This is a genomic window from Psychrobacter pulmonis (genome assembly GCF_904846465.1).
GTDB lineage: Bacteria > Pseudomonadota > Gammaproteobacteria > Pseudomonadales > Moraxellaceae > Psychrobacter > Psychrobacter faecalis.
In genome coordinates, this window is sequence record NZ_CAJHAT010000008.1 from 33,859 (window position 1) to 54,061 (window position 20,203).

A 20,203-nucleotide genomic window follows, 5' to 3' on the forward strand; every position below is an offset into this window, starting at 1 on the left:
CAACTGTATTTAGTCTTGCGTGATTTTTGCTGCTTGTTCTGCTTGTTCTGCTTGCACACGCTTGGTCAACGCAGAATACAGCGACGGCTGCATATTATGAATGTTGCCTAGCATCCATTTTACGTAGCTAATTGGCACGTCTTTAATCAACGTACCCTTATGTTTGCCAAAGGGCATTTTGCTCAGTGGATTGGCTTTATTGGCGATAGCGTGCGCTGCTGCAAAATCTGTCGGCGCAATCTCTAGGCGCTCGCAGCAGGCCTGATATAGCAGATAACACATGCGCGCATCGCCCAGCGCATCATGAGCAGCAATCGTCATTTTACCTGCCTCGCCTTTACCTAATAATTGCTCGATACATTTCGACTGCCCATAGGCGCTCCATTCTGGAAAGGCCACGCGCGCCAGCCGCACCGTACATATCAGCTTAGTAGTCGGACTACCAATCACCCGCCAATCAAAGCGCACATTATGGCCAATCAAATACTGCGGCAACTCAAACGCATCCAACTCAAAGCGCTCAAGACCGGCGACATCATCATCGGTAATACCATGAATTCTAATGACCACGGGTGATATCGGGCGCCCACTATTAAAGTATTTCATCCACTCAAATCCTGTCGCCACATTAATAGTCGCCACTTGAATCGGACGCGGATCACGACCTTGGTCGGTTTCGGTATCGATAATCAGCGCAGTGTCGATCATAAAGATTTGGCCATCATTATTTGAAAATAGGTAGTAATATCAGTTTTCTATATATACCTAAAAAATAGGTGATTTTTAAAAACTACGTTATATTTATGGGGATAAAAGCTAAAGATAACAATGGTATACAAAAAATAGCGGTGATAGCTCTTATACTATCTATGAGCGTTAATTTAAAAAAGAGATATCAATGCTAGCAGATGGCAATAATCCGCAGCCAAGCCCAAGTAAAAAACCAAACCTTTTACGCCGTGTACTAAGTGTATTCATCAAGGCGACGGTGTTACTGATGCTGTTATTTGTCTTTGACAAGCTCTTACCGAGTATCAGCAAGCAAACTCAGTCGTTTGTACTGGCAAAATGGCAACAGCTCAGTTTATTACAACAAGCATTACCGACAGAAAATAGCTTACCTAGCCCACTGCCCGAACAACACTTAACGGATACATGGGGCGCGGCGCGTAGCCAAGGTCGCTCTCACGAAGGCATCGATATATTTGCCAAACGAGGTACGCCGATACAAGCAACGACACAAGGTATCGTCAGCAAAGTTGGCGAAAACAGCTTAGGCGGGCGCGTGGTGGTCATCATTGGCCCGGGCGGCGCCGGACATTATTATGCCCATTTAGAGGATTATGCCGATATCAGCCCGAACGACTGGGTCAATGCCGGCGATATCATCGGTTACGTCGGCGACAGCGGGAATGCCAAAGGCACGCCGCCGCACGTCCATTATGGGATTTATATCAATGGCAGCGCGGTCAACCCTTATCCACTTTTACAAAAGCCTGAACGCTAGCTTTTAAATTTTTAGCCTTTAAAGCTTTAACGTCTAAAACGTTAAAGCTCTAAACTTCTAATAAAAAATTTAACGGCCCATCATTGACACTCGACACTTGCATATCAGCGCCAAATTCACCAGTTGCTACATGGGGATGTTGGGTTTTGGCGTAATTTACCAGTTGCTCAAATAACGCTTGCGCAGCATCAGGTGCCATCGCGCCGCCAAAGTCAGGACGGCGACCTTTATCGGTTTTTGCCATTAAGGTAAATTGTGACACCAATAATAAACCACCGCCTACCTGCTGGACATTTTTATCCAATTTACCAAACTTAGCAGGATCATCGTCATTCTCAAAAATGCGATAAGTAAGGATTTTATCAATCATACGCTGCGCACTTTGCAAGTTATCCTCATGACCCAAGCCAATATAAGCCAAGACTCCATGCTCAATCGCACCAACGCAGTGCGCATCGACAGTGACGCTGGCGCGCTCCACCCTTTGTATCAGTGCTCTCATTTACAGCCTTCCTTATTTATAAATCGCTTACAGTTTATGGTCATACAATCATACCCTGACCATGATAAAATACCGCCATTAACTTGCCTATTAATAATTACATCGAACCCTATTTTGGTAACCTTATTATGAATTTATTTGCCACCCTTCAACAATTTGTACCGCAGCAGCAGCTGAGTAAAGTCGCTGGACGTCTGGCCGCCAGCCGCCACCCTTATGTCAAACGTGCGTTTATCCGCAGCTTTGCCAAAGCTTACAATGTCAGCTTAGATGAATACGAGCGCCAAAGTTTCAATGCTTATGAAAGCTTTAATGACTTTTTTACCCGTGAGCTAAAAGACGACGCGCGGCTCATCGATAGCCGCGCAAATGGAATTGTCAGTCCTGCCGATGGCATTATCTCGCAGTTAGGGCAAATCCGCGACCATAAATTACTGCAAGCCAAAGGTCGTCATTATGACATCGGTCAACTACTCGCTGATAGCGAAGATGGCAGTTATTTTGCTGATGGTAGCTTTGCCACTGTATATCTCGCGCCGAGTAACTATCACCGCGTGCACATGCCATTTGCTGGTACCTTGACCAAGACCCGTTATATACCGGGTACCCTATTTTCTGTCAATAATGTCACGGCGGCAAACGTGCCGGATTTATTTGCCCGTAATGAGCGTTTGGTCTGTTTATTTGATACAGAGTACGGCAAAGCGGCGGTGGTGATGGTTGGCGCTATGATTGTCGCTGGTATCGAAACCGTCGCGACGGGTAAAATCAGCCGCACTGAGGATATCCAAGAAATGGTTCACAATATGAGCTTTGCCAAAGGCGATGAGCTTGGACGCTTTTATTTAGGTTCAACGGCGATTGTCGTTCTACCAAAAGGCGCAAAAGCCGATTGGCAAGACAGCTTACAAGCCAACAGTATGGTAAAAATGGGACAGCTATTGGGTGTTGCGAATAAATAGCAGTTGTATGAAGGCTATAAAAACCTCTACGTATAAGCCTAGTTAAGCCACTCAGCTTAGCTAGGTTTTTTATTAGACGTATTCAATCTAGTACCGAAAGTGCTTGTGAATAGGATACGCAAATAAGATGTTTTCTTCTTGCGTTCCGCGTCCGATATTATGAATAATCAACGGCGAGCCATCAGCGGCGACTTTATTAGAAACGATGCCCATATGCGGTAAATTGCCGTTCGGCAGCCGCCACGTCACTATATCACCGGCTTGAAAGCTAGATTTATCAGTGGTAGATAATGTTTGACCATGACGGCTAAAAAACACCTCAAGATTCGGCACACGGCGGTGATCGATATTTTTATTGGTTGATTTTAGTCCCCACGTCTTTGGATAGGCCGACCAATTGGACTTCATATCTTGATTGACCAACTGCTGTAAATCGATATTTTGCAGACGGTATGCCCGTACGACAACATCGGTACAAACGCCGGTTTCTATCGGTACATCGCCACGCGGAAAATCCAGCTGACGATAGGTAGGATCATAGCTAGTGGTCACACCTATCTGTTTTTTGGCATCATAGGCCAATTTATCGCCCTTACCAACAGACTCGGTCGCCTGCGCCAATTGCGCCAAACTTAGTACGCCAAGAAAAACCAGTGATTTCGCGAATGTTTTATAAGTACCAGCTATTTTCATGTGACCGTCTCTTTGCGTGATTGTCCCTAATATAAAGGCTTTAGTGCAGGAAGATAATGAGTAATTTGTAAACAGCTGACAGGCAAAAAAAACTTTTAACCACTTATCTATCAATCAGCCAGCCTTGCTCGGTTGCATACTCAACCTGTTCCCATAGCCATTGATGAATACTCGGAAAGCTGTCTTTAATAAACCTTATGACGCCAGTCACTTGCGAGCGTGTCACCTCATGATCACTCCATGTTTTCCCGCCCGTATTTAAATTTAACAAAAATGGCAAAATTCGATCAATCACTCTCAGCAGCTCAGCCTCTTTGCTCCTGCCAGTTTCTTGCGCTTCCCAAATCTCACTTAAGTTTTTGATACCATTGCCGCGCTCAGCTCGTAATCGAGCGATGCCCTCGCGCTCTCCAGCGTGAGCGTCAGCTCTACTATTGGCAAATAAAAATGTATCACCGGCATCAACTTCACCCAAGTCATGTATTAATGCCATCTTCAGCAATTTTTCATGATTAACATCAATCTCAAACTGTTCAGCAATTGACCAACAAGCCATCGCCAAATGCCAAGAGTGCTCGGCAGAATTCTCCAACCGATTTGTTTTCGTCACATAACTGCGCCGATTGACGCGTTTTAGCGCATCCAACTCTAATAAAAAATGCGTTACATCGTCAATATCAATATTTGCAGCAGTCGCAGGGTCGGTCAACGGTGTATGGTTGACACCATTAGAATAGGGTAACGTCATGATTCTCTCTAAATAACTGATAAATTTGAGCGCTGTCTTTTCACGCAAAGGCAGATATTATAGTAAATATTTAAGCACTGCGGCATTGATAGCCGTTATAAAAACCGTAAACAACTTGCTTCAATATAATTTTTCGATAAAAAAATAGCGCCGATAGTATTGAGCGCTATTTTATTTTTGAGAGTTATTAAGAAACTATTTTTAATAATTAAATTTGCTTAAGCATGAGGCTTAATTAGGCTACTTAATCAAATTGCTAATGGTTTTAAACGCTGGGTCTTTACTGCTGCGACATAACTCAAAAAGAATGGATTCTACCGTGCTAATGACCCCACCAGCGCGGCGAATACGGCGAATCGCTTGCTTTTTATCATAAGGAAAGCGTGAGCCGACCGCATCACCAATAATCACGGGCTGCATGCCATTATCAAGTAAATCAAGCGCCGTTTGCATCACGCAGACATGCGCCTCTACCCCAAACAATAAAACGATACTACGATTTTGCTGGGCTAAATAATGCCACGAATCATCGTTATCGCAGGCGCTAAACGTCACTTTCTCAAAGCTTTTGGCATTGTCACCTTCTAATACATCGCGTATTTCAGGCAAGGTATCGCCAAGTCCCTTTTTATACTGCTCATTGAGCATGATAGGAATATCGAGCGCTTGCAAACCCTTAATCAGAGTGACGGTTTTTTTGACGATATTTTCGTGGTCATAGATATGTGGCGTCAAGCGTTCTTGAATATCGATAATCATCGCTTGGGTATTTTCGCGGGCGATACGATAAGTGCGATCGGTAATCATGGTAGACATAGTACACTCCTTGTACGACTGACCTTATTATTAAAGGCTATGTTAGATTTATCATGGGTGTTTTCGTTATTGTTCTTATTCTTATTTAGTCATAGTTTGCTAAGCGGGTCAATGAAGATAAATCTTATTAACAATTATGAACAGGATATTATAAAACCAGTTTTTAATTGACCAACACAAAAACCCCTAGTCTTCATGACTAGGGGTTTTTTTAAAGATATAAAACTAAAAAGATTTATTAAAACGCTTAAACACGCTCAATTACAGTCGCGATACCTTGACCTAGACCGATACACATAGTGGCAAGACCGATTTCAGTATCCATTTGCTCCATGGCGTTTAGCAAAGTAACTGTGATACGAGCACCAGAACAACCGAGTGGATGACCTAGGGCAATTGCACCACCATTGACGTTGATGATGTCTTGCTTGTCGGTCAAGTTCAAGGCTTTAAGTACCGATAGTGCTTGAGCTGCAAACGCTTCGTTAAGCTCGATGGTTTGCATATCATCGATGCTCATGCCAGCGCGTTTTAGAGCTTTTTGGGTCGCAGGAACTGGGCCATAACCCATGATAGCCGCATCACAACCAGCAACTGCCATGCTGCGAATACGCGCACGTGGTTTTAGACCCAAATCTTTGGCTTTTTGCGCGCTCATGACCAGCATCGCTGACGCACCGTCAGATAGTGCAGATGAGGTCGCAGCAGTGACCGTACCGCCTTTTGGATCAAAGGCTGGACGTAGCTTTTGCATTTGCTCCATCGTCGCATCTGGGCGAATCACTTCGTCAACAGTACATAGTTGTAAACGACCGGCGGCATCATGACCTTCGATACCGATGATTTCATTGTCAAAACGACCTTCTGTGGTGGCAGCCCATGCACGGCGATGCGACTCAAGACCAAAGGCGTCTTGCTCTTCACGAGTGACGTTATTCATACGGCCCAGCATTTCAGCGGTCAAGCCCATCATGTTTGACGCTTTTGCATAGTGCTTTGAAGCTTCAGGGTTTAAGTCAACGCCATGCATCATACCAACGTGACCCATATGCTCAACACCACCGATGATGAAAACCTCACCTTGGTTGGTCATAATTTGCGCCGCAGCTGTATGAAGCGCCTGCATAGATGAGCCGCATAGACGGTTCACCGTTTGGCCGCCCGCAGTCTTTGGAATACCAGCCAGCAGACCGATATTACGACCGATGTTTAAACCTTGCTCTAAAGTCTGGTTCACACAGCCCCAGATGATGTCTTCAACATCACGTGGGTCAAAGTCGTTACGCTCAACTAAGGCACGGACCAATTCAGCAGAAATGCTATCAGCGCGAACGTGGCGGAACATACCGTTTTTAGATTTACCCATTGCTGAGCGTACGCCATCTACGATGACCACGTCTTTTGGACTTAAAGTTGTCATACTATCTTCCTTTTCAATTTTTATTGTCAGTGGCAATACCATAATGCTCGTCATATTTGATGTAAAAGATTATTGATAATAAATAAACCATCAACAACCTTATCAAGCATGGGTACAGCACTTCATCCTAGTAATGACCGACCATTACGCAGTGGCGTAAAAAGTCTCGCCTGCGGCTGCCATATCGCGAATCTTTTGCGGCGCCTCATAAGCTTTGCCAAGGTGCGCGTATTTTTCGCATAGCGCCAAGTAGTTATCTAGACCCATTTGGTCGATATAACGGCAAGGGCCACCACGGAATGGCGGGAAACCAACGCCCATAATCATCGCCATATCGGCTTCAGATGGCGTGCTGACGATGTTGTCTTCTAGGCAGCGAACCGTTTCATTACAGAACGCCAGCATAGTGCGGTCGATGATGGTTTGATCATCAAAGGTTTGCTTGTCGCTATCCGTGGTCGCTTTTAATAGCTCATAAGTCGCTTCGTCAGCCACTTTCTTTGGCTTACCGCGCTTATCAGTCTCATATTTATAGAAACCAACGCCGTTTTTCTGACCTAAGCGTTTGTTTTCATATAGATGCTCGATAGCACCTTTATAATCAGGCTTCATGCGATCAGGGAAACCTTCTGCCATCACTTCTGCGCCGTGTACGCCCGTATCTAAACCAACCACGTCGATCAGATAAGCAGGACCCATTGGCCAGCCGAATTTTTCCATGACTTTATCGACATGAGCAAAATCCGCACCTTGCTTAAGCAGCAAGTCAAAAGCACCAAAGTATGGAAACAACACACGGTTGACCAAGAAACCTGGGCAGTCATTGACGACAACCGGCACTTTGCCCATTTTAGACGCTAGCGCAACTGTAGTTGCAATCGCTTCTTCTGATGATTTTTCACCGCGGATAACTTCGACGAGTGGCATACGATGTACTGGGTTAAAGAAATGCATACCGACGAAGTTTTCTGGACGCTCAAGTGCTTCTGCTAAATAAGTAATAGAAATCGTCGAGGTGTTTGACGCTAGGATACAATCGTCTTTAACCAAACCTTCAACTTCTTTAAGTACCGCACGCTTAACGTTTGGATTTTCTACGACTGCTTCGATAACGATATCAGTCTCTGCAAAATCACCATAGTTCAAAGTTGGACGGATACGGCTTAAGGTTTCACCCATTTTCGCTGGGGTCATCTTTTTGCGTTCGACCATTTTACCAAGTAGCTTGCTAGCTTCGCCCATGCCAAGGTCTAATTGCTCAGACTTGATATCTTTCATGATGATTGGCAAGCCTTTGCTAGCTGCCTGATACGCGATACCGCCGCCCATGATACCGGCGCCTAGTACGGCTGCTTCAGTAATTTCATGTGCTTTTTTGCTGTGCTGCTTGGCAAGTTTTTTGACCAATTGATCGTTTAAGAACAGACCGACCAAGCTTTCTGCTTGTGGGGTTTTCGCCGCTTTGGCAAAACCAGCCGCTTCGACTTCGATTGCTTTATCACGTGGCAAATTGACGTGTTTTTCAATGGTTTCGATAGCGATTGCTGGCGCTGGGTACTGCTTAGGATTGGCTTTGGCAAAGATCATACCTTTGGCACTGTTAAACGCCATCGCTTGCTCAAGCTGGTTTAGCTTTACAGGATTCAGCTTCTCTTCACGCTTCGCTTGCCAATCAAGCTCACCTGAGATACATTTTTTGACTAGGTCAATGGCGGCATCTTGCAAGTCATCGGCAGGAACAGTCGCATCGACTAGGCCTAATTTTAGCGCATCAAGTGGTTTTTTTGGCGTACCAGTGGCAATCAATTCAAGCGCATTGTCGATACCAATCACACGCGTACTACGCACCGTACCACCAAAACCTGGGAAGATACCGAGCTGGGTTTCTGGTAGACCGATAATGGCTTTGTCGCTCATGACACGGTATTCACAAACCAAGGTCATCTCACAACCACCGCCAAGCGCTGCGCCATTGATGGCCGCTACTTTTGGAAATGGCAGGTCTTCAAAGCGGTTGAAAGCGTCATTGATATTAACGACCCAATCTTTGATTTCGTTTTCTGGATTCTTAAATGAACCGACGAATTCTGTGATGTCCGCCCCAGCGATAAACACGCCTTTGCTTGAGGTGACGATTAAGCCTTTCACGTCATCCGCTTTTTCTAGCGCTGTCACAACTTCAGCAAATTGCTTATTGGTTTCAGCATCAAACTTGTTCACGCTCTCATTTTCGGCGTTGTATTGCATGTTGGCGATGCCATCCTCTAGCATTGTCACCGTAATGCGATTTCCTTGGTATACCATTTGAAACTCCTTGCTATATAACGAAAGCTACGTTTTAAAATTAAAAGCTTTAAAATTAAAGGTCATAGTCAGTTATTGTTAGTAAAACGAGTAATAACACTGCCAACATACTGCTTTAAAAGTCAGTATATGAGCAGTGCAGATGTCTTTATTATCCAACGCTCATGTTTGTATTCATTTTTTGCAACGCTATCAGGTAATAGCAAATATGAATACGGCGCTTCATTTATATACGTTTGTTACCGGTACTGATGTTATAAACACTGACTGAACATTGAGATGATCAGTCACTTAAATCAGGCTAAAAACCTATGCGCTAAGTGCCAGACCATTTTCACGCCAATTAGTGTAGGGGATTATGCCCCCGACTGTCACAAGCTAATACCATACTCGCAAGTCACTCTTAAGTCGACACCAACCCTTTACCTTGCGGCCAAGGTGCTTTAGGTGTCCGCCTGTATACTGAGATTTAAGATAAGAATTAGCCTTTATTATCAAAACACATCTAACCGTCAAGTTAAATCAATAATAGGTAACAAGGGTTTGTTGCATTATTACACCTATTCAACGGGCTTTTTTACGCCAATTTTTAACATTAAACCGCCAAAAATACGTCATTGATAATACTCGTAGCATAAGGAATATAATCTATCATGCTACACTAGCGCTATTTTTATTATTCACCTGATTAATGGTTGGATTATGACTGTTTCCCCTGCTTCTACTTCTATGCCAAGCCCTATGTCTTCAACAACAGCTTCAAACACTGTTTCAACAACGGTGCCTTTTGCGAGCTTTAATAATAATACTGAGCAATTTCATAGCGCCGTGCGCGCGCAACTGGCGCAAGATATCGAGATGCTATTTGCTTACGCTGAGCTGCCAAGTCCGCTGCTTGATGCCTGCCGTTATGTGATGACCGGTCAGGGTAAATTGGTACGGCCGTTATTGGTCGCCAGCGCCTTTGATAGTGTCAATCGAAGCAATGCGAATGACGACGTTAATAGGGCTGATGAATATGTCGATAAAAGCACTGATAAAGAAGCTAAGCAAATTCAGCAAAATAGCGATTTAGAATCACTACTAGAAAACGACTCCGATTACGATATGGCGCGCCGTGCAGCATTGGCGGTAGAGCTGTTGCATACCTATTCACTGGTGCATGATGACTTGCCCTGTATGGACGATGATGAGCTGCGCCGTGGTCAGCCAACTGCCCATATCGTCTTTGCAGAATCGACCGCCCTGCTCGCCGGTGACGTGCTACAAACACTTGCTTTTGAAGTACTAACCGCTGAGCTGCCAACCTTTGCGCCCTATGACTCTGCTATCGCAAGCCAGCTGATCGCGATATTCGCGCCGCGTGCCAGACGCATGGTTTCTGGGCAAATGCTCGACCTCAATGCCGAAGCCAGCACTGATATCACGCAAAGTGATTTAGAAGCCATCCACCGTGACAAAACAGGTGCGTTGATTGAAGCGGCGATGCTCATGGGCGGCATCTGTGCAGGTGCGACGGCGCCGCAGCGTATTGCTTTGCAAGATTGCGCCCAGCATATTGGTCTGGCTTTTCAAGTCCAAGACGATATCTTAGATGTGACCACCAGCACCGATACCCTCGGCAAACCTGCGGGCAGCGATGAAAAGTTAGACAAATCTACCTATGTGAAACTGATGGGCGTTGAGCAAGCGACCCACTATGCGCAATCGCTATTTAATGACGGCCGCGCAGCGCTTAATCGTGAATTAAATAGTCGTGAGTTAAGCGCTAATAAGGACACCAACGCCTTATTGGCACTCATTGAATGGCTATGGTCACGTAAAAAATAAGTTCAGCAATAAACATTAAAAACGATAAAGGGTGGTCAACATGGAAAGTACCCCTACTCAGCGTATCTACCTCGGCACGGGCGGCTATAGCGATACCGATCTGCTTGGTACGCTGTACCCAACTGGCACCAAAAAGACCGACTTCTTACGCGAATACGCCAAGCAATACGGCGCGGTCGAGATTAATAGCACCTTTTACGCTCCCATTGGACAAAAAGCCTTTGCTGGTATGGTCGATAAAGCCTACGTGCAAGCAGACAGTGAGTTGAAATTTGCCGTCAAGCTGCATCAAGACTTTACTCATGCACGTAAAGGCACAAGCGAGCATGCGCAAGCTTTTATTACTGCCCTCACGCCACTTATCGAAGCCAATGCGCTCGCGCCATTACTACTACAATTCCCACACGGCTTTGATCGTACCCGCGAGCATCGTCTATATCTGGCAAACCTTGTCAGCTGGTTTCAGGATTATCCACTAGCCGTTGAGTTTCGTCATAATGGCTGGCACACCCCGCAAGTGGTTGATAGTTTTGTCAAACAAGGTCTGATTTGGTGTAGCGTCGATTATCCAAAAGTCAGCGGTCTTCCACCGTCACGATTGATATTTACTCAGCGCACGGGCTATCTGCGCATGCATGGTAATAACTTAAACTGGTGGGATGCCATGAGCGCTGCTGACCGCCATGATTATCGCTATAGCGAAGCGGAGATGCAGGACTGGGCGCAGGCGATTGCCAATCAGCGTCAACACTTTGATACGCTGTATATCTTCTTCCAAAATACCGTCAATGCTCATGCTTATTATAATATTGCGATGTTAAGGGAAGCGTTGGGTAAGTTTGGGTTTGAGGTGTTGTGATTTATATGCTCGCTTTGAGCAAGGTAGTATTCTCAATAAAAATAGTTTTATAAAAGTAAATTTTAGATAAATTTGAATTAATTTAGCGGAGTAATTTAATGTACCCTGAAATAGTAAAGCTAGATATTAAGCACGAAATAGATGGATTCGAACGAACAGCTCTTACTCGGTTATTTAACAGTTTTGAAGGCATTGAGTTAGAAGCAATAGAAAGAAGAAAGGCCTTCCTAAAAAATAAAGCGAAGAGCTTCGACCCTGATGTAGACGATGAAGCACATATAGAAGAAGATGCTTATTTCAAAGAAATTAACCATCTTTCAATTGAAAAACAGTTAAAGCAAGAGTTTTTAAACTCTACAGCAACTTGGTTATTTCATTTGTTTGAAAAACAGAAAAAAAGAGTGTTAGGATCAGATAAATCTAATATATTAAAACCTCAGTTAGCTAAAAATAATTATGACCTTAGCGTTTGCCCAAATTGGAAAACACTAAATAAAGAGCTAAGAAACGCAGCTAACGCAATTAAGCATGGCTTAGATGGTCAAGCTGGAAAAAACCTCCAACTGGATTTTCCATATCTTATAGTAAATGGAAACGTTGTTTTATCCGAAATGGATATTCAGCGTTACATCGGAGCTTTAAGAGGTTTTTGGGTCGAGGCATTAAGAAACAAAGTAATAACGTAGAAGCCCTATCTAAAACCAAAAAAAGGACGCCTCTCAGCGTCCTTTTTTATTAATCAAATGCTTAAAAGTTAAAGATTACTCTTCAACACCGGCATCTTGACCTTTATATTTCGCATTTGCGTAGTCCCAGTTCACTAGCTTGTCTAGGAACGTATCAACATAGTCAGGACGACGGTTACGATAATCGATGTAGTACGCATGTTCCCATACGTCACAAGTCAATACTGCTACTTGACCATGTGCCAATGGGTTATCAGCGTTACCAGTCTTAGCGATTGATAGTTTGCCACCGACTTTATCAGCCACTAGCCAAGCCCAACCAGAACCAAACTGTGAAGTCGCTGCATTTTTGAACTCTTCGCGGAATTTGTCATAGCTACCGAAATCTTCTTCGATTTTCGCTTTCAAATCACCAGTAGGTTCGCCGCCACCATTGTCAGGTGTCATGCAGTTCCAATAGAACGTATGGTTCCATACTTGCGCTGCTTGGTTAAACATGGTTTTTTTGCTGTCATCTTTCGCAGTCGCTACGATGATTTCTGGCAATGTTTTGTCTTCTAGACCAGAACCCGGGAGCAATTCATTTAGCTTGTTTACATAAGCGGCATGGTGCTTGTCATGATGGTATTCTAGCGTCTCAGCACTGATATGTGGCTCGAGCGCGTCTTTTGCATAAGGTAGGTCTGGTAAAGTAATATTTGACATAGTTATTTTATCCTTGCTGGTTTAGCCATTAGTATTAGGTATAGCTTAAATCAACGCTATAAATTATTGGACCAAATTGGCTTAGTTTATTGTTAGTGAAAGTCATTACTCAATATGCTAAACATATTGCGGTAAACCTAAAAGGCTTGCATGCTAAAATTATCTCAAGCGCGAATCACTTATTCATTAATAAACTTATAAATATATAATGGGCAAAAACCATGATAAATATTTATAAGAATTATTAATTAAAAGTTCACAAGCTATAAGATATAATTCACTGTAGCTTGTCGCCTATTATAGCAAGAGTGGTGACAAATATCAGTTACCAAATGTTATGAATCAACGATTCGTTATGCTAATTGGTAATTTAGCTCATGCTAGCCTAGAATATAGCAGTATTAGCGAATCAATGACGGACAAAAAATATGACGCAAGCCAGCAGCGCAAACCTTACTCCACAAGAGCATTTAACGCAAACAAAGCTCGCCAATCAATGGGTGCTTGCCAGTAATAATAAAGGCAAACTTGGTGAGTTTAAACGCTTATTTGCAGCGGCAGATTTGGCTGTGACGATTGTCCCGCAAGGTCAGCTTGATATCGATGATGCCATCGAGGACGGTTTGAGCTTCATTGAGAACGCTATTATCAAAGCGCGGCATGCCAGCCGAGCAAGTGGCCTACCGGCGATTGCGGATGATTCAGGGCTTTGTGTGCCTGTATTGGGCAATGCGCCCGGTATCTACTCTGCCCGTTATGCCGACGAGCATGGCAATGACGCCAAAAACAACGCCAAGCTTATCGCTGACTTGCAGCCTATTCGTGCAGCCAAGCCAGATACCCCTATCAAAGGTATGTTTGTGTGTATACTCGCCATGGTGCGTCATGCCGATGACCCACTACCGATTATCGCCCAAGGTTTATGGCACGGCGAGATTTTAGATGCGCCACATGGTGATGGTGGTTTTGGTTATGACCCGCTGTTTTGGTTGCCAGAATTACAAGCGACGGCGGCAAGTCTCAGCGCTGCGGACAAAAACAGCATCAGTCATCGTGGTCAGGCCATTGAGCAGTTATTGGCGCAATTGCCGTTATAAGCGTATTTATAATAAGTAGGCTATTACAATGATAGCTAAACCTATAAATCCTCGACGGGGCGATTAAACAGATAATTTTTACTTTAATAAACAGATAGATTATACTGTTCTACTTTTAAAATTTTGTTGAAAGCCGTTATTTGTCTGTATAATTGAGCAAAAAGCGTTATTATGCGGGCGATTAGCAGTTAATATTGATATCTGAGAGCGTTTATTTAGAATAAAGCGTTTCATATTTTTGTGTCGGCAGCGATTGCTACGCTCACAGATTGCGAAATCGCGCGCTAGCAATATCCCCTATTTATTCCAACGGCAACCAGTAGCACACGCGTATTTTGCAGCCTGGTTGTCTATTTCTATTTAATCCTAAAGGTGTAACGAACATGGCTACAGATTTACAAGTCACAACCAACAAGCTGTCTAACAAAGAAACTCAGCTAACGGTTAAAGTACCCGTTGAAAAAATTCAAAACAAAGTTGAAGGCCGTATCAGCCAAGTGGCGAAAACCGCCAAGATTGACGGTTTCCGTAAAGGTAAAGTACCGATGTCGCATATCCGTTCACAGTACGGTGCCGGCATTCAGCAAGAAGTCATCAACGATGTGATCCGTGATACCGTATTTGAAGCGATCAAATCTGAAGATATCCGTGCTGTTGGCATGCCAAACATCGACGACGTCAAACTTGAAGACGACTTCTTGGTTTATCAAGCGACTGTTGAAATCTTCCCAGAAATCGATGTCCAAGGTATCGATGAAATCGAAGTTGAGCGTCACACAGCGACCGTCAGCGACGAAGACGTTGACACCATGATCGAAAACCTACAAAAGCAGCGTCAAGAGTTCGTTGAGAAAAAAGGTAAAGCGGCCAAAGACAACCAAGTGACCTTTGACTTTGAAGGTTCAATCGACGGCGAAAAATTCGAAGGCGGCTCTGCTGAAGACTTCAAGTTGGTTATCGGTAGCAATCAGATGATTCCAGGCTTTGAAGATGGTATCAAAGGTATGAAAGCGGGCGAAGAAAAAGTCATCGACGTCACCTTCCCAGAAGATTACCAAGCTGAGAACTTGGCTGGTAAAGAAGCACAATTTAAAATCAATGTAAAATTGGTTGAAAAATCAAAGCTTCCAGAAATCGACGAAGAATTCCTAGAGCTATTCGGCGTGAAAGAAGGCGGCGTTGAGAAATTAAAAGAAGACGTACGTAAAAACATGGAACGCGAAATCAAAAATGCCGCGCGTAGCCAAGTAAAACAAGCGACCTTTGACGCACTATTAGAAAAGAACGAGTTTGACGTACCAAACGCTATGCTAGAGCAAGAAATCGATCGTCAACGCAACATGATGATGCAACGTTTTTCTCAGCAGTTCGGCGCCAATGCAGATAGCTTCGATAAAGACATGCTGCCAAATGAGCTGTTTGAAGAGCAAGCGCTACGTGCTGCCCGTCTTGGCATCATCGTTGCTCGCGTTATCGACACCAAAGGCTTAGAAGTCGACCAAGAGCGTGTTGAAAGCTTTATCAAAGAAGCCGCTGAAAACTACGAAGACCCAGCGGAAGTCATCGAGTACTACACCAATGACAAGCAGCAACGCGCTAACATTGAGTCAGTAGTGCTAGAAGACCAAGTGGTTGATTATCTAATCGAGCAAGGCAAAGTAACGGACAAAGAAGTGAGCTACCAAGACCTACTAGCCGCTCAGCAGCAACAAGCGATGTAATAATGTAATTTAGCGTTTTGCCAGTCGATATTGGCTGGTTTAATACCAAGCAATAAAAATGCCCTGACACATTTGTTAGGGCATTTTTATTGCTTGGTTATAAACTACTTTCTTAATATAGTGAGTGAAAAGTACTATTGATACATCACACACTGCTGATATCAATTTTTCTTGCTTGCTGTGCCTGCGCAGACAGAGACTACAAAAAATTGATGTCAGCAATACCGTAGCGTGTTTAGAATATTTTGAATATAGCATTTTTTATAAACAGATTATTCATGCTGCCCTTGATAAGTGCGCACAGACGCCTTATTAATAGGGAGTCGTTTATCATTTGTCACATTAAACCGTTATTATTGCTGTGATAAAAAAGTTACCATTGGCTCACTTATTTCTAACGGCGACCAATATTTATTAGCGGTTATTTTAGCAGGCATAGCCAATCTGCTTGATTGAGTATATTTTGGCACCGGATTAATTTAATAAAATGTATGCGCGAATAGGTTTTATTTTCTAGTAGGTTTTATTACCAAGCGATAATGTTTACAATGATAATCATCAATAACAATGTAGCCAACAGCTAGCTTCTATTTTTTATTTTATGGACTTATAAACAGGACATCTTTATGACAGATTATGATCGCATCACTGCTAACCCGCGTTTTGATATGTTGATGAGTGCGCATGACAATGTACAAAGCTCGACTCAAGCCGCATTGGTTCCTATGGTGGTTGAGCAATCAGCGCGCGGTGAACGCTCGTTTGATATTTTCTCACGCCTATTACGTGAGCGTGTTATCTTTTTGACCGGTCAAGTTGAAGACCACATGGCCAATCTTATCGTGGCGCAGCTATTATTTTTAGAAGCCGAAAACCCTGATAAAGACATTCATTTATATATCAACTCGCCCGGCGGCTCAGTCAGTGCAGGTTTGGCTATTTTTGATACCATGAACTTTATCAAACCTGAAGTCTCAACCATTTGTATGGGCGGCGCGTATAGCATGGGCTCATTCTTACTGGCAGCGGGCGAAAAAGGCAAACGTTATGCCCTAGCCAACTCGCGCGTGATGATTCATCAGCCTTCAGGCGGCGCGCAAGGTCAAGCAACCGATATCGAAATTAATGCGCGTGAAATCCTAAAAACCCGTGCTCGCTTGAACGAGATTTTGGCTGAGCGTACTGGTCAACCGGTTGAAAAAATCGAAAAAGACGTTGAGCGTGACTATTGGTTAGATGCTAAAGAGGCCAAAGAATACGGCTTGGTTGACGAAGTATTAGAGCGTCGCCCTGATTCTTTATAAGCTTTAATTTCTTTATAAGCTTTGATAATAAACGTCTAAAAGACTTTAAAACATCAGTGGCCTAAATGCGCTAAGGTAAGTGAGAATATATCCATTGCCCTACGCTTTGGCGCTGATGTCCATAATCAAAACATTGATAAGCATTAAATTTTAGGAGTGCCTGTATATGGCAGAAGATAACACCCCGCATTGTTCGTTTTGCGGCAAAGAAAAAAGTGAAGTAAAGCAGCTGATTGCCGCTGACGACGCCAATATCTGTAATGAATGTATCGAGCTATGTACGGACCTGATTGCTGATAGCGCCGAAGATGGCGACGACGACAGCGACATTGATACCTCTTGGGTCAATAAAAAACTACCAACGCCAAAAGAGCTGCGTGCCAAGCTTGATGAATATGTCATCGGCCAAGATGCGGCGAAAAAAGCCTTAGCGGTCGCAGTTTATAACCATTATAAACGCCTAAAAGTCAGCCAAACGTTGGCTAGAGATAGCAAAAAAGCCAAAATCGGTGCTGATGACGCCATGGTTGAGTTGGCAAAAAGTAATATCTTGCTGATTGGCCCAACGGGTTCTGGTAAGACCTTGCTTGCGCAAACACTCGCACGCTTACTTGATGTGCCGTTTGCGATGGCAGATGCGACGACGTTAACGGAAGCCGGTTATGTCGGTGAAGACGTTGAAAACATCGTGCAAAAGCTCTTGCAAGCCTCCGACTATGATGTTAGCAAAGCTGAGCAAGGCATCATCTATATTGATGAGATTGATAAAATCAGTAAGAAAGGCGACAACCCTTCTATCACTCGCGACGTGTCGGGCGAAGGCGTACAGCAAGCGTTGCTGAAACTTATCGAAGGCACGGTTGCCGCTATCCCGCCACATGGTGGTCGTAAGCATCCACAGCAAGAGCTGATCCAAGTCGATACCAGCAATATCTTGATTATCGTTGGCGGTGCGTTTGCCGGTCTTGATAAAGTCATTCAGCAGCGAACAGAAAAAGGCGGTATTGGTTTTAACGCCGATGTCAGCTCAAAAGATGACAGTCGCCGCAGCTCTGATTTGCTGCAGCAAGTCGAGCCAGAAGATTTAATCAAATTTGGTCTCATTCCTGAATTGATTGGTCGTCTGCCTGTACTTGCAGCGCTACAAGAGCTTGATGAAGAAGCTTTGGTACAGATTTTGACAGAACCGAAAAACGCATTGGTAAAACAGTATAAATATCTGTTTGAGATGGAAGGCGCTGAGATTGAGTTTACCAAAGAAGCGCTTGATGCGATTGCCAAAAAAGCTATGGAGCGTAAAACCGGTGCTCGTGGTCTGCGCTCTATCGTCGAAAACGCTTTGCTTGAAACCATGTACGAGCTGCCATCGATGAAAAATGCCAAAACGGTATTGGTTGACGAGCAAGTGATTAACGAAGGCAAAACCCCTAAAATTGCATAAGTGATGATTGGGTAAAAGCGCTTCATCATGTTTGACGGGCTATATGCTTAACAGGCTATTGATTTAAAAAGCGTCTGATAGTTATTCAGGCGCTTTTTTGTGTCTGTGATTTATCATCATAGGCTGGCTAAAAATGACAGCTGCGTTTATCAATCGATAGCAGCCAAAGGGACAAATCATGCTAAGGTAAAGCGACTTTTATACGTTATCCTTATCGACCAACAAACTCTTCAAATCAATGATACAAAGGACTGTTTATCATGCTTAACCACGTTTCTAGCAATGTCTCAACTATAGCGAATTCACTGCGCCAATATCTACCTTTTCCCTCGCAGCAAGACCACGATATTACCCCTTATTATGCCAATCATGTCGCCGCTATCACTGGCGCAGGTTCTGGCATGGGGCGCGAGCTTGCCTTGCATTTAGCAAAAATGGGCTGCCATCTGGCGTTATCGGATATCAATCCTGAACAATTAGCGCAGACCAAGGAGCTACTGGTCGGCTATGATGTCAAAGTTACTACTACCGTACTCGACGTCTCGGACAATAAAGCTGTCGAAGCGTGGGCGGACAGCGTGATGGCGGAACATAGCAAAGTGAATTTTATCTTTAATAATGCAGGCGTGGCGCTCTACTCTTCCGTTGAAGGCAGCAGTATTGGCGAGCTTGAATGGGTAATGGATATCAATTTTTGGGGCGTGGTTTATGGCACCAAGGCGTTTTTACCCCTAATTAAAAATAGCGTCAAAGAAAGCGAAATTGATACTGGTAAAAAAGACAGCAAGCCACGCCAATTTAACGAACATGGTCATATCATCAATATCTCAAGCCTGTTTGGTTTGACCGCGCAGCCGTCACAATCTGCCTATAACGCCAGTAAATTTGCGGTGCGCGGCTTTACCGAAAGCTTGCGCCAAGAGCTAGACATTCAGCGCTGCGGCGTGTCGGCAACTTCTGTGCATCCCGGCGGTATCAAAACCAATATTGCCAATAGCGCACGCGGTAACGACAGTATCAGCGACCTCGGTATGCGTAGCGGTAGCAAAGCCATTCGTAGCTTTAATAAATTCTTAAAATTCGATGCCAGTAAAGCGGCTTGGATTATTTTACACGCCGCCGCCACCAACCAGCCACGCTGTTTGATTGGCAACGATGCCAAAATGATGGATGCCGTCCAGCGCGTATTCCCGTCTCGTTATGGTCAGGTACTCAATGATATCAACAAATTATCGCGTAAATTAAAAGGCAAAAAGCGCGCGAAAAGTGCCAACCGTAAAGCGGTAACTACTCATTAATATAGCGGCAAATACACGACGATAAGTTAAACTATTAAACAAACATGCTTAGCAAAAAGCGCGTGAATACTTCGCTATTCACGCGCTTTTTTAGTAGAAAACAACATATAGTCAAAATATCCTAAAAACGCGACGGTATTGCTGATATCAATTTTTTGTAGCCTCTGTCTGCGCAGGCACAGCAAGCAAGTAAGAAAAATTGATATCAGCAGTGCGTAATGTAGCGATATTACTTCCCACTCACTATAGATACTTTGGTTTGCGCTTCAGCTTTCTTTAACTTGGTTTGTCACGTTATGTTTTATTTTCA

The 20,203-nt window shown here is 43.9% G+C and carries 18 protein-coding genes; 10 read left to right on the forward strand and 8 right to left on the reverse strand.

All coding sequences use genetic code 11. The features are described 5' to 3' along the window. Positions 1 to 9: 9 nt before the first annotated feature. On the reverse strand, positions 10 to 708 hold the full coding sequence (locus JMX70_RS12000) for a putative quorum-sensing-regulated virulence factor (protein ID WP_201592378.1): 699 nt from the start codon (positions 706 to 708) through the stop codon (positions 10 to 12). Between the two features lie 190 nt (positions 709 to 898). Between JMX70_RS12000 and JMX70_RS12005 the strand changes: the two genes are divergently transcribed. Then, complete coding sequence (locus JMX70_RS12005; protein WP_201592379.1) at positions 899 to 1,507, forward strand: M23 family metallopeptidase; 609 nt, start codon at positions 899 to 901, stop codon at positions 1,505 to 1,507. A gap of 49 nt (positions 1,508 to 1,556) precedes the next feature. Here JMX70_RS12005 and dtd read toward each other — a convergent pair whose 3' ends face one another. Further along, on the reverse strand, positions 1,557 to 2,009 hold the full coding sequence (gene dtd, locus JMX70_RS12010) for a D-aminoacyl-tRNA deacylase (protein WP_201592380.1): 453 nt from the start codon (positions 2,007 to 2,009) through the stop codon (positions 1,557 to 1,559). A 128-nt stretch (positions 2,010 to 2,137) separates the two neighbouring features. On the opposite strand from dtd, the gene asd reads away from it, so the two are divergent. Continuing rightward, positions 2,138 to 2,971 carry an archaetidylserine decarboxylase gene (gene asd, locus JMX70_RS12015; RefSeq protein WP_191691972.1) on the forward strand — a complete coding sequence of 278 codons (834 nt, stop codon included), beginning with the start codon at positions 2,138 to 2,140 and terminating at the stop codon, positions 2,969 to 2,971. Between the two features lie 87 nt (positions 2,972 to 3,058). Here asd and JMX70_RS12020 read toward each other — a convergent pair whose 3' ends face one another. From JMX70_RS12020 to fadB, 5 genes are all read right to left on the reverse strand, one after another. Then, entirely contained in the window at positions 3,059 to 3,664 is a 606-nt protein-coding gene (locus JMX70_RS12020; RefSeq protein ID WP_201592381.1) for a DUF1287 domain-containing protein, read from the reverse strand. A gap of 103 nt (positions 3,665 to 3,767) precedes the next feature. Then, on the reverse strand, positions 3,768 to 4,412 hold the full coding sequence (locus JMX70_RS12025; RefSeq protein ID WP_201592382.1) for an HD domain-containing protein: 645 nt from the start codon (positions 4,410 to 4,412) through the stop codon (positions 3,768 to 3,770). A gap of 240 nt (positions 4,413 to 4,652) precedes the next feature. Next, positions 4,653 to 5,228, reverse strand: a complete 576-nt coding sequence (locus JMX70_RS12030; RefSeq protein WP_191691966.1) for an isochorismatase family protein — start codon at positions 5,226 to 5,228, stop codon at positions 4,653 to 4,655. A gap of 247 nt (positions 5,229 to 5,475) precedes the next feature. Continuing rightward, on the reverse strand, positions 5,476 to 6,648 hold the full coding sequence (fadA, locus tag JMX70_RS12035) for an acetyl-CoA C-acyltransferase FadA (protein WP_201592384.1): 1,173 nt from the start codon (positions 6,646 to 6,648) through the stop codon (positions 5,476 to 5,478). 144 nt (positions 6,649 to 6,792) lie between these two features. Beyond that, entirely contained in the window at positions 6,793 to 8,952 is a 2,160-nt protein-coding gene (gene fadB, locus JMX70_RS12040; RefSeq protein WP_201592386.1) for a fatty acid oxidation complex subunit alpha FadB, read from the reverse strand. A gap of 702 nt (positions 8,953 to 9,654) precedes the next feature. Here fadB and JMX70_RS12045 point away from each other — a divergent pair. The 3 genes from JMX70_RS12045 to JMX70_RS12055 all read left to right on the forward strand — a co-directional run bounded on the left by JMX70_RS12045 (position 9,655) and on the right by JMX70_RS12055 (position 12,327). Further along, a complete protein-coding gene (locus tag JMX70_RS12045; protein WP_406947879.1) occupies positions 9,655 to 10,782 on the forward strand; it encodes a polyprenyl synthetase family protein in 1,128 nt (375 codons plus the stop codon). A 40-nt stretch (positions 10,783 to 10,822) separates the two neighbouring features. Continuing rightward, a complete protein-coding gene (locus JMX70_RS12050; RefSeq protein ID WP_201592389.1) occupies positions 10,823 to 11,641 on the forward strand; it encodes a DUF72 domain-containing protein in 819 nt (272 codons plus the stop codon). 98 nt (positions 11,642 to 11,739) lie between these two features. Continuing rightward, positions 11,740 to 12,327 carry a hypothetical protein gene (locus JMX70_RS12055; protein ID WP_201592392.1) on the forward strand — a complete coding sequence of 196 codons (588 nt, stop codon included), beginning with the start codon at positions 11,740 to 11,742 and terminating at the stop codon, positions 12,325 to 12,327. A gap of 75 nt (positions 12,328 to 12,402) precedes the next feature. Here the strand turns inward: JMX70_RS12055 and JMX70_RS12060 are convergent, their stop codons facing one another. Further along, on the reverse strand, positions 12,403 to 13,032 hold the full coding sequence (locus JMX70_RS12060) for a superoxide dismutase (protein WP_201592395.1): 630 nt from the start codon (positions 13,030 to 13,032) through the stop codon (positions 12,403 to 12,405). A gap of 428 nt (positions 13,033 to 13,460) precedes the next feature. Here JMX70_RS12060 and rdgB point away from each other — a divergent pair, with 428 nt between their 5' ends. From rdgB to JMX70_RS12085, 5 genes are all read left to right on the forward strand, one after another. Further along, the gene (gene rdgB / locus JMX70_RS12065; RefSeq protein WP_227671264.1) at positions 13,461 to 14,129 is read left to right on the forward strand and encodes an RdgB/HAM1 family non-canonical purine NTP pyrophosphatase; all 669 of its coding nucleotides are present in this window, start codon (positions 13,461 to 13,463) and stop codon (positions 14,127 to 14,129) included. Positions 14,130 to 14,512: 383 nt separating this feature from the next. Continuing rightward, a complete protein-coding gene (tig, locus tag JMX70_RS12070; RefSeq protein WP_201592400.1) occupies positions 14,513 to 15,850 on the forward strand; it encodes a trigger factor in 1,338 nt (445 codons plus the stop codon). A 626-nt stretch (positions 15,851 to 16,476) separates the two neighbouring features. Continuing rightward, complete coding sequence (gene clpP / locus JMX70_RS12075) at positions 16,477 to 17,154, forward strand: ATP-dependent Clp endopeptidase proteolytic subunit ClpP (RefSeq protein WP_406947880.1); 678 nt, start codon at positions 16,477 to 16,479, stop codon at positions 17,152 to 17,154. 166 nt (positions 17,155 to 17,320) lie between these two features. Further along, a complete protein-coding gene (gene clpX / locus JMX70_RS12080; protein ID WP_068407781.1) occupies positions 17,321 to 18,595 on the forward strand; it encodes an ATP-dependent protease ATP-binding subunit ClpX in 1,275 nt (424 codons plus the stop codon). 260 nt (positions 18,596 to 18,855) lie between these two features. Continuing rightward, positions 18,856 to 19,893: an SDR family NAD(P)-dependent oxidoreductase gene (locus JMX70_RS12085; RefSeq protein WP_201592411.1), complete on the forward strand. Its 1,038-nt coding sequence runs from the start codon at positions 18,856 to 18,858 to the stop codon at positions 19,891 to 19,893. Positions 19,894 to 20,203: the final 310 nt, after the last annotated feature.

Bases quoted from the DNA above. Each gene is read 5' to 3' on its own strand.
- JMX70_RS12000 (WP_201592378.1), bottom strand. From the start codon at position 708: ATGATCGACACTGCGCTGATTATCGATACCGAAACCGACCAAGGTCGT.
- JMX70_RS12005 (WP_201592379.1), top strand. From the start codon at position 899: ATGCTAGCAGATGGCAATAATCCGCAGCCAAGCCCAAGTAAAAAACCA.
- dtd (WP_201592380.1), bottom strand. From the start codon at position 2,009: ATGAGAGCACTGATACAAAGGGTGGAGCGCGCCAGCGTCACTGTCGAT.
- asd (WP_191691972.1), top strand. From the start codon at position 2,138: ATGAATTTATTTGCCACCCTTCAACAATTTGTACCGCAGCAGCAGCTG.
- JMX70_RS12020 (WP_201592381.1), bottom strand. From the start codon at position 3,664: ATGAAAATAGCTGGTACTTATAAAACATTCGCGAAATCACTGGTTTTT.
- JMX70_RS12025 (WP_201592382.1), bottom strand. From the start codon at position 4,412: ATGACGTTACCCTATTCTAATGGTGTCAACCATACACCGTTGACCGAC.
- JMX70_RS12030 (WP_191691966.1), bottom strand. From the start codon at position 5,228: ATGTCTACCATGATTACCGATCGCACTTATCGTATCGCCCGCGAAAAT.
- fadA (WP_201592384.1), bottom strand. From the start codon at position 6,648: ATGACAACTTTAAGTCCAAAAGACGTGGTCATCGTAGATGGCGTACGC.
- fadB (WP_201592386.1), bottom strand. From the start codon at position 8,952: ATGGTATACCAAGGAAATCGCATTACGGTGACAATGCTAGAGGATGGC.
- JMX70_RS12045 (WP_406947879.1), top strand. From the start codon at position 9,655: ATGACTGTTTCCCCTGCTTCTACTTCTATGCCAAGCCCTATGTCTTCA.
- JMX70_RS12050 (WP_201592389.1), top strand. From the start codon at position 10,823: ATGGAAAGTACCCCTACTCAGCGTATCTACCTCGGCACGGGCGGCTAT.
- JMX70_RS12055 (WP_201592392.1), top strand. From the start codon at position 11,740: ATGTACCCTGAAATAGTAAAGCTAGATATTAAGCACGAAATAGATGGA.
- JMX70_RS12060 (WP_201592395.1), bottom strand. From the start codon at position 13,032: ATGTCAAATATTACTTTACCAGACCTACCTTATGCAAAAGACGCGCTC.
- rdgB (WP_227671264.1), top strand. From the start codon at position 13,461: ATGACGCAAGCCAGCAGCGCAAACCTTACTCCACAAGAGCATTTAACG.
- tig (WP_201592400.1), top strand. From the start codon at position 14,513: ATGGCTACAGATTTACAAGTCACAACCAACAAGCTGTCTAACAAAGAA.
- clpP (WP_406947880.1), top strand. From the start codon at position 16,477: ATGACAGATTATGATCGCATCACTGCTAACCCGCGTTTTGATATGTTG.
- clpX (WP_068407781.1), top strand. From the start codon at position 17,321: ATGGCAGAAGATAACACCCCGCATTGTTCGTTTTGCGGCAAAGAAAAA.
- JMX70_RS12085 (WP_201592411.1), top strand. From the start codon at position 18,856: ATGCTTAACCACGTTTCTAGCAATGTCTCAACTATAGCGAATTCACTG.